Origin of the sequence: uncultured Succinatimonas sp. (assembly GCF_905203285.1) — a bacterium.
Lineage (GTDB): Bacteria > Pseudomonadota > Gammaproteobacteria > Enterobacterales > Succinivibrionaceae > Succinatimonas.
The window spans coordinates 1-8306 of record NZ_CAJKVK010000084.1; the positions used below are offsets into that span (position 1 = coordinate 1).

The following is an 8306-nucleotide window of genomic DNA, read 5'->3' on the forward strand; positions in this document are numbered from 1 at the left end:
ATAATATATTTATATCTGATAAATATTTTTAATATTACAATTCAAAGAATTACCTATTAATCAAATAAATCTTTATGTCTGAAATTATTTTAGGGATAGATCCCGGCTCGCGTAAAACCGGTTATGGAGTAATTAAATCCCAAGGATCTTCTCTTATTTATTTAGGATCGGGATGTATTAATGCCGGAAACGGCGTTTTATATAAGCGTTTGCAGACTATTTTTGTTGCCGTATCAACTATTATCGAACAATTTTCTCCTACGGTTTTTGCCATTGAGGAAACTTTTTTGTCAAAAAACGTACAGTCAACCGTTAAGCTTTCCGAGGCAAGAGCGGCGGCGATAATTGCAGGCTCTAATGCGGGTCTTGATATTTACGAGTACACTCCGCGTCAGATAAAGCAAGCGGTCGTGGGATATGGAGCTGCGCAAAAGCACCAGGTTCAATATATGGTTGAGCGTATTTTAAAATTATCGGGCACGCCTCAGTCTGATGCTGCTGATGCTCTTGCTTGTGCGATTTGTCATGGTTATACGAGCGCAGTAACTAAGGCAATGCGCACTACAGAGCCTGTAGGAAATTTCGGACACGGCAGATTTCAAAATTAAAGTAAGCAAAAACCTTCTTTTTAGTTTTTAAAAAAGCTCAATAAGATATAATTTGCCTTAAAAATTAAGGAGAAAAATTTTGTTTGGCAGTTTACGCGGAAGAGTTTTAAGAATTGACGGTGTTACGGTATTAATTGAGGTTAACGGCGTAGGTTATGAAGTTGAAATGCCGGTTACTTCTCTTGCAAAAATTTCCGTCAATGAAGAAGAATTTATCTATGTTCATCATGTAGTACGCGAAGATGATGAGCTTTTGTATGGCTTTTGTGATTTAAGTGATAGGACATTATTTAGAGAACTTATAAAAGTAAACGGAGTCGGTCCTAAACTTGCGCTAGCGGTTTTATCTTCGTTTAACGCACATGATTTTATTATTGCAGTGACAAGCGGCAGAACCAGCGCTTTAACTCAAGTGCCCGGAATAGGGAAAAAGACTGCCGAGCGCCTTATGGTTGAGCTAAAAGACAGACTTGATAAGTTGCCGATTACAAAAGACGCAAACGTTGCTGATTTAAATAAAGAAAGCGGTATGGCGGCAGTAATAGATAATATTGCCGTAGATGAAGCCGTATCGGCGTTAATCGGCTTAGGCTATAAAGAAACTTTAGCGCTTGAATATGTCAACAGCGTTGCCAAAGAAGGAATGGATACGAAACAAATTATTGTAGCTGCACTTGCCTTGATTTCAGGAGGTAAGCGCTGATGGTCGAGAAATATATAAAAGAAGATGAATTTTCTTCTGTTAAGGAAAGCGGCGGAATTGTTGCTGATAATTTAAGTATAAATTCGGTAATCCGTCCTGAAGCGGATGCAAGCGAAATTGAAGCAGAAGCCGGCGGTTTGGGAGCTGCTGAAGATAGGGCTTTACGACCTAAAACCCTTAAAGATTATATCGGACAGGAAGATGTTAAAAGTCAGCTGGAGATTGCTCTTGCTGCGGCTAAAAAGCGCGGTGAGGCTTTGGATCATGTTTTGATTTTCGGACCTCCGGGACTTGGTAAAACAACGCTGTCAAATATTATCGCCAATGAACTTGGCGTACATCTTTCGCAGACTTCAGGTCCTGCTTTGGAGAAAAAAGGCGATGCTGCCGCTCTTTTGACCAATTTGCAGCCTCGCGATGTGATTTTTATAGATGAAATTCATCGGCTATCTCCTGTCATTGAAGAATTTATGTATCCTGCGATGGAAGACTATCAGGTTGACATAATGACAGGCGAAGGTCCGTCTGCCCGCTCCATTAAGATAGGTCTTGCTCCGTTTACTCTAATCGGTGCCACGACAAAGGCAGGAACGTTAACTTCACCTCTAAGAGCCCGTTTCGGTATTATTCTACAGCTGTCATATTACACGCCGTCAGAACTTTTTTTGATTATCAAAGCCAGCGCTAAGAAACTTAAAATTAAAATAGATAAAGACGGAGCAATGGAAATTGCCGCACGTTCCCGCGGAACTCCGCGAATTGCCAATCGTCTATTAAAAAGAGTTCGGGACTATGCTGAAGTCCGCGGTAATGGTGAGATTAATGTATTAATAGCCAAAGCTGCGCTTGATCTGCAAAAAATCGACCCAGACGGATTTGATGATTTTGACAGACAGTATTTACGTTCCGTAATTCTTGATTTTAACGGCGGTCCTGTAGGAGTTGAAAGTCTAGCTGCTTCTTTAGGACATGATCGTGAAACTTTAGAAAGCGTTGTTGAGCCGTACTTAATTCAGCAAGGATTTATCCAGAGAACTCGCAGCGGCCGCGTCGCTACCAAAAAAGCTTATGACAAGTTCGGTCTTAGTAAAGCCGATTCAACTGATTTATTTAAAGATGCCGGTTTATAACATGAATGATTTTTCAGTAAATTTTCGTGTGTACTATGAAGATACCGACGCAGGCGGTATCGTGTACCACTCCAATTATCTTAAATTTTGCGACAAAGCTCGTACCGAATGGCTTCGTGCTATGGGTATGTCGCAAAATAAGATGCTTGAGGATAAAGAAGGCTTTGTTATTGTTAATTTGAGCGCTCATTATAAACATAGTGCAAAGCTTGACGATATGCTCAAAGTGACTTGTGCGGTCAGCAAGCTGCGTAAGGTAGCTATTTCTTTTTCTCAGCAGATTTTTAATGAGAAAAATGAACTCTTATTTGAGCTAGAATGTGATGTTGCTTTTATCAATATGAAAACGGGACTGCCCAAAGCGATGCCAAGTGAAGCCTATCAATACGCACAAGGCTTTTTAACACAAAAATCATAATATTGGAGTTATAAAAATAATGCAAGGAAGTGACGGCGCTCTTTCTTTTACCGAGCTTGTTTTAAATGCCAGTTTTTTGGTACAGCTTGTAATGTTGTTTTTGCTGATTCTGTCGGTTGTTTCTTGGACAATTATCATTCAGCGCAGTAATCAGTATAAATTAGGCCGTAAAAAGGCTGATGAGTTTGAAGAAAAATTCTGGTCGGGAATTGATTTGAACAATCTTTATCAAGATTGTGTTAAGCGTCAGCATTCTTTAATCGGCCTTGAGGTGATTTACAGCGCAGGCTTTAAAGAGTTCGTGCGCCTTGTCAATTCAGGCCCTGCAGATCAGGATGTGGTGATGGACGGAACCTACAGACAGATGAAGGTTGCGGCTTCTCGTGAAATTGAGAACCTTGAAACTCATTTGCCTACTCTTGCAACTATCGGCTCTATAAGCCCTTATATCGGATTGTTCGGAACCGTTTGGGGTATTATGCACGCCTTTGTTGCTTTGGCTGCAGTTAAAAACGCAACGTTATCCATGGTCGCGCCTCCGATTGCTGAAGCTTTGATTGCAACGGCTATGGGCCTTTTTGCCGCAATTCCTGCAGTCATGTTTTATAACCGTTTTACTACAAAACTTGAAGCGCTTGAAAACCGTTATTTAAATTTTATGGATGAATTTGCGACCATTTTAAATCGTCGTTTAGTTACCATTAAAAGCGCAAATGCAAAACGAGAAGAAGCACAAAATCAGGTAAAGCCTCGCAGCTTTAATGATTTTGCTTCAAGAAATACTTCATCTTCTTATCGTAATCAGGAATATGCGGAAAATTCTTATAAAGAAGAGGAGCGTTTTGTAAAAAAGCCGATGGCTGAAGGTCCTACTTATAGAGTGGGAAACATGCGCCGAAGTCATGAAAATAATGAAGAAAGTTCTTTAAGAAGCGGAGCTCCTTCAAGTTTGCGCAGCTTATCCGGTAGGGGCAATATCAATAACGGACAAGGGTCTTAAAGAAAATGCGTAAATATTCATCAAGGCGCCGTACCCGTCCTGTAGCGGAGATTAATGTAGTACCGTACATTGATGTCATGCTGGTGCTGCTTGTGATATTCATTGCCACAGCTCCGGTGGTTATGCAGGGTGTTACCGTTGATTTGCCTAAAGCTGAAGCGGAAACAATGAATGAAGATCAGAAAACTCCTATCATTGCAACAGTTGACAGGGCCGGACAGTATTTTGTGAGTATTGATACTTCGTCGACAAAAATGCCTGATTTGGATGCGGTTGGAAACTTTGTAGCTCAGGAATTGTCAAAAGATCCGTCGCGTCCTGTAGTTGTCCAAGGGGATGCTCAGGTGCCGTATGACGCGGTAATTCAATTAATGAACGCGCTTAAAAACAGTGGAGTCAACAGTGTCGGATTGGTAACCGATCCGCTGTGAGGTAAACGTGAAAATAAATTTAGGTACGGCCTTTGTCGGTGCTTTAATTTTACATTTGGCGCTTATCGGAATTTTGGCTTCCAATATTTCACTTGATAAGCCGGAAAAGCCCGAAGACGGGATGGAAAATATTATGCACGCAGTTATGGTTTCCCCTCCGGCAAAAGGAAGTGAACAAGGACGTAAAAAAGATTCTAATGTCGTAAAAAAACAAGATCCTGCAACTACTAAAGCTAATGAGGAAAAGCGTCGTCAGGCTGAAGCAGATCTTGAAAAACGTGTTGCAGAACAAAAAGCAGCAGAGCAAAAGCGCCAGGCAGATTTGGCTTTAAAGAAAGCAGAGGAAGCAAAGAAAAAAGCTGAAGCTGAAAAGAAAGCATTAGAAGAGAAGAAAAAAGCCGAAGAGGCTAAGAAAAAGGCTGAAGCCGAAAAGAAAGCTTTAGAAGAAAAGAAAAAAGCCGAAGAGGCTAAGAAAAAGGCTGAAGCTGAAAAGAAAGCTTTAGAGGAGAAGAAAAAAGCCGAGGAAGCTAAGAAAAAGGCTGAAGCCGAAAAGAAGGCTTTAGAGGAAAAGCAAAAAGCTGAAGAAGAGGCTAAAAAGAAAGCCGAAGCTGAAGCAAAGCGTAAAGCCGATGCTAAGAAAGCCGCTGATGCACTTGAAGAAGAATTGTTCGGTACCGCTGACGGAGTAGAAGGTGGGCAAGGCCTTGGAGGAGGTTCGGGAATTGCTTCGCAATACGGTGCAAAAGTTCAGACTTTGATTGAACAGCAGTGGCGTATCGATCCTTCAATGCAAGGAAAGACAGTTGTCGTTACGATCCAAGTAGGATCTGACGGGGTTATTTCCGGTGAAAAATGTCGTGGTGATAAACGTGTCTGTGATTCGGCATTGAATACCTTAAGACTTATCGGAATGCTGCCTATGCCTCCAAGAGAGTGCAAAGACTGTAATAACATAGTAATAACTATGACTCCTAAGCTTTAGCTTAAGCTATAATTTTTAAAAACTTAGAATTAAAAAAGGGGATTTTGATGCGTTTGATGAAATTTTTAGGCGCTTTGGGATTTGGCGTGTTTCTCATGTCAAATGCACAGGCTGCTCTCAATATCGAAATCACTGGCGGTATTAATGAAGGCCGTAAGATTGCGGTTTTGCCCTTTGCTCAGTCCGCAAATGTCGGAGTGGATGTTGCTTCCGTAGTCAGTGCCGATTTGATGCGTTCCGGCAAGTTTTCTCCTATTTTACAAAATCAAATTCCGGCAGGAGCTTTTGACGGGGAGAAAGTAAATACTGATGTTATGGCGGGTACCGGAGCTGAAGCTGTAGTTTTCGGCAAGGTTTATCCTGATGGCAATTCCTATCAGGTTGAGTTTTTATTGCAGTCTTTAGTCGGAGAAGACAAAGGTCAGATAATTGCGCATTATCGCGGTGCTTCGGGTCTTAATACCATGCGTCAGGCTGCACATCGCGTGTCCGATCGCGTTTATGAAAAACTCGTAGGACAAAAGGGTGCTTTCAGAACCAGAATTGCGTATGTGGTATTTCGTCACGGAACTAAGTTTCCTTATCAGCTGATGACTGCTGACTATGACGGTTTTAATGAAGTTCCGATTTTAAAATCGACAGAGCCGATTATGACTCCTAGCTGGTCTCCGGACGGAACAAAAATCGTTTATGTAAGTTTTGAAAATAAAAATCCGGCTATTTTTATTCAGGATTTGAATACTAAACAGCGTACCCGTATCGCGAACTTTAAAGGATTGAACAGTTCCCCGGCTTGGTCTCCTGACGGTTCAAAAATAGCAATGGTGCTGTCAAAAGACGGACAGCCTGATATTTATTATTATGATGTAAATACTCGTGCTATCCAGAGGGTTACCGCAGATCCTGCAATTGATACCGAGCCTAATTGGTCCGCAGACGGTCGACAATTATTCTTTACGTCAGAGCGCGGCGGCAGAGCTCAGATTTATAAATTTGATTTTAATACCCGTACGACAGAGCGCTTAACTTATCAAGGACAGATGAATTTGTCTGCAGAGCCTATTCCGGGGACTAATTCGGTAATTATGATTACTCGTCATAACGGTTATCGAGTTGCTCGTATGGATGAAGATGGCAGTATTTATATGCTGACCACTTCAAATTTGGATGAATCTCCCAGTGTTGCACCTAATGGCAGTATGGTAATATATTCTACGATATATCAAGGGCGTAAGGGCTTGGCTATCGTTTCTGCCGATGGGCGCTTTAGAGCTAATTTGCCGTCTACATCAGGCGAAATCAGCTCACCTGCATGGGGTCCGTTACTTGATAAATAAAGTTTAAGGAACTTAAGTTATGAATAAAAAATTCTTTTTAGCCGCAGTTTGTTTGTTAGCAGCATTTGCTTTCACCGGCTGTTCAACCACGGGAAGCGAAGACGGAAGAAGCGGCACCTTGGTTGAAGACGCAAGCGGTATGGGCGGTGACGTGCAGGTAGGTCTTGATCCGGATGGCGCAGTAACCGTTACCGGAGCTGACGGATACGGCAGCAATTTCAACGGCCCTGAGGCTTTGCGTGAAAACAATACCATTTACTTTAACTATGATTCCGATCAGATCCATGATAACTATGTAGGTGTTATGCAGGCTCATGCTAAATATTTGCGTGAGAATCCTGATGCCCATATTATTATCGAAGGTCATACCGATGAGCGCGGAACTCCCGAGTACAATATTGCTTTAGGTGAAAGACGTGCTCGTGCTGTTGCCCGTTATATGCAGAATTTAGGCGTAGACGTTAATCAGTTGTCCATCGTTTCTTACGGTGAGGAAAAGCCTCTGGTCGTCGGCCATAATGAAAATGCCTGGGCAAAGAATCGTCGTGCCGTGATTAATTATTAATTTTTAATTAATTGAGTTTCAAAGCGGCGTGTCATTTGATGCGCCGTTTTCGTATGGAGACAACATGCGTAAAACACTGCTTGCTTTATCTTTAATGTTGGGCGTTGTAAGCTTTTCTGTGTCTGCTGCTGACGCGTCGATTCAAAAACAGCTTGATGCACAGCAGCGCGCGATGCTGGAGATGCAAAATCAATTGGATTTTTATAATCAGCAAATAGCTTCATTGCGCGGGGACATTGAAAAATTACAGTATGATTTGAAAAAAGTTAAAGAGCAGATGGCAAATGCTGCCGTACCGCCTGCCAACACACCTGCTGAGCAAAAGGCAAACTCTTCACAACAGCAAAACAGCTCTTCTAACAGTAATAGCGCTGCAGCACAAAACGGAACAAATCAAGCTTCGTCACAAAGCTCCGGGTTTACGCTTGAAGGTAATTTAAAGACGGCAGATGATAAAGCAAAGGCAGCCTACGATAATGCTTACAAATTCGTTACTGCAAACGATCTTACTGCAGCTGAAAAAGAATTTTCAGCATATCTTCAAAGTTATCCTGATAACAGCTTGACTCCGAATGCATGGTATTGGCTCGGTCAGGTTCAGTATAAGCAGAATAAGCTTGATGAAGCCAGAGTAAGTTTTTTAAATGTAGCTCGTTTTACTTCTACTCCCAAACGTCCTGACTCTTTATATAAATTAGGACTTATAAGTAAACTAAAAGGCGATAAGGATAAAGCCAAACAATTTTTTGAGTTGGTGATAAATAAATATCCGGCAGATACTGCAGCAAATCTTTCTCGGCAGGAACTGCAGAATATGTAAATCAGGATAGGTAAGAAAAGGCGCAGATAGAAATATTTTGCGCTTTTCTTTTAAAGAAATTTTCTAAATAAAAATCAATAAGATATTTATTATTTTTGTCTTTTCATAATAAAAAATTTAAATAATTTTAAAAAAAAGTCTTGCATTGCCGCTGAATATCAGTAAAATAACGCTCCGTCAGGCAACAACGCCGGATTGATGAGTGGGCTGTTAGCTCAGTCGGTAGAGCAGCGGACTTTTAATCCGTTGGTCGAGAGTTCGAATCTCTCACAGCCCATAGGTCCAGTGAGTTGTTTTGTTAAACGGGTCGTT

General features: G+C 41.5%; 9 protein-coding genes, 1 tRNA gene and 1 pseudogene. All 11 read left to right on the forward strand.

The window, feature by feature from the left end; all coding sequences use genetic code 11:
- Window positions 1-74 precede the first annotated feature (74 nt).
- The 11 genes and pseudogenes from ruvC (at window position 75) to QZ019_RS08115 (ending at window position 8271) form a co-directional block, all read left to right on the forward strand.
- Window positions 75-608: a crossover junction endodeoxyribonuclease RuvC gene (gene ruvC, locus QZ019_RS08065; RefSeq protein WP_295484014.1), complete on the forward strand. Its 534-nt coding sequence runs from the start codon at window positions 75-77 to the stop codon at window positions 606-608.
- 79 nt (window positions 609-687) lie between these two features.
- Complete coding sequence (gene ruvA / locus QZ019_RS08070) at window positions 688-1311, forward strand: Holliday junction branch migration protein RuvA (protein ID WP_295484016.1); 624 nt, start codon at window positions 688-690, stop codon at window positions 1309-1311.
- Entirely contained in the window at window positions 1311-2441 is a 1131-nt protein-coding gene (ruvB, locus tag QZ019_RS08075; RefSeq protein ID WP_295484019.1) for a Holliday junction branch migration DNA helicase RuvB, read from the forward strand. The genes ruvA and ruvB overlap by 1 nt, the downstream gene beginning before the upstream one ends.
- A 1-nt stretch (window position 2442) precedes the next feature.
- Complete coding sequence (locus tag QZ019_RS08080; protein WP_295484021.1) at window positions 2443-2859, forward strand: YbgC/FadM family acyl-CoA thioesterase; 417 nt, start codon at window positions 2443-2445, stop codon at window positions 2857-2859.
- A gap of 19 nt (window positions 2860-2878) precedes the next feature.
- Window positions 2879-3553, forward strand: a pseudogene (gene tolQ / locus QZ019_RS08085) (protein TolQ); the annotation flags it as partial.
- 311 nt (window positions 3554-3864) lie between these two features.
- Entirely contained in the window at window positions 3865-4290 is a 426-nt protein-coding gene (gene tolR, locus QZ019_RS08090; protein ID WP_294567857.1) for a protein TolR, read from the forward strand.
- Between the two features lie 7 nt (window positions 4291-4297).
- Window positions 4298-5272 (forward strand): cell envelope integrity protein TolA, encoded by a 975-nt coding sequence (gene tolA, locus QZ019_RS08095; protein WP_295484024.1) that lies wholly within the window; start codon window positions 4298-4300, stop codon window positions 5270-5272.
- A gap of 56 nt (window positions 5273-5328) precedes the next feature.
- Window positions 5329-6609: a Tol-Pal system beta propeller repeat protein TolB gene (gene tolB / locus QZ019_RS08100; RefSeq protein WP_307761605.1), complete on the forward strand. Its 1281-nt coding sequence runs from the start codon at window positions 5329-5331 to the stop codon at window positions 6607-6609.
- Between the two features lie 19 nt (window positions 6610-6628).
- Window positions 6629-7174, forward strand: coding sequence for a peptidoglycan-associated lipoprotein Pal (gene pal, locus QZ019_RS08105; protein ID WP_295484030.1), 546 nt, complete (start codon window positions 6629-6631; stop codon window positions 7172-7174).
- Between the two features lie 64 nt (window positions 7175-7238).
- Window positions 7239-7994, forward strand: a complete 756-nt coding sequence (ybgF, locus tag QZ019_RS08110; protein ID WP_295484032.1) for a tol-pal system protein YbgF — start codon at window positions 7239-7241, stop codon at window positions 7992-7994.
- Window positions 7995-8198: 204 nt separating this feature from the next.
- Window positions 8199-8271: transfer RNA gene (locus QZ019_RS08115), tRNA-Lys, on the forward strand.
- The last annotated feature ends 35 nt before the right edge of the window (window positions 8272-8306 follow it).

Excerpts from the sequence above, each read along its gene's own strand:
- pal (WP_295484030.1), top strand. The coding sequence starts at position 6,629 with ATGAATAAAAAATTCTTTTTAGCCGCAGTTTGTTTGTTAGCAGCATTT.
- tolR (WP_294567857.1), top strand. The coding sequence starts at position 3,865 with ATGCGTAAATATTCATCAAGGCGCCGTACCCGTCCTGTAGCGGAGATT.
- ruvC (WP_295484014.1), top strand. The coding sequence starts at position 75 with ATGTCTGAAATTATTTTAGGGATAGATCCCGGCTCGCGTAAAACCGGT.
- QZ019_RS08080 (WP_295484021.1), top strand. The coding sequence starts at position 2,443 with ATGAATGATTTTTCAGTAAATTTTCGTGTGTACTATGAAGATACCGAC.
- ybgF (WP_295484032.1), top strand. The coding sequence starts at position 7,239 with ATGCGTAAAACACTGCTTGCTTTATCTTTAATGTTGGGCGTTGTAAGC.
- tolB (WP_307761605.1), top strand. The coding sequence starts at position 5,329 with ATGAAATTTTTAGGCGCTTTGGGATTTGGCGTGTTTCTCATGTCAAAT.
- ruvB (WP_295484019.1), top strand. The coding sequence starts at position 1,311 with ATGGTCGAGAAATATATAAAAGAAGATGAATTTTCTTCTGTTAAGGAA.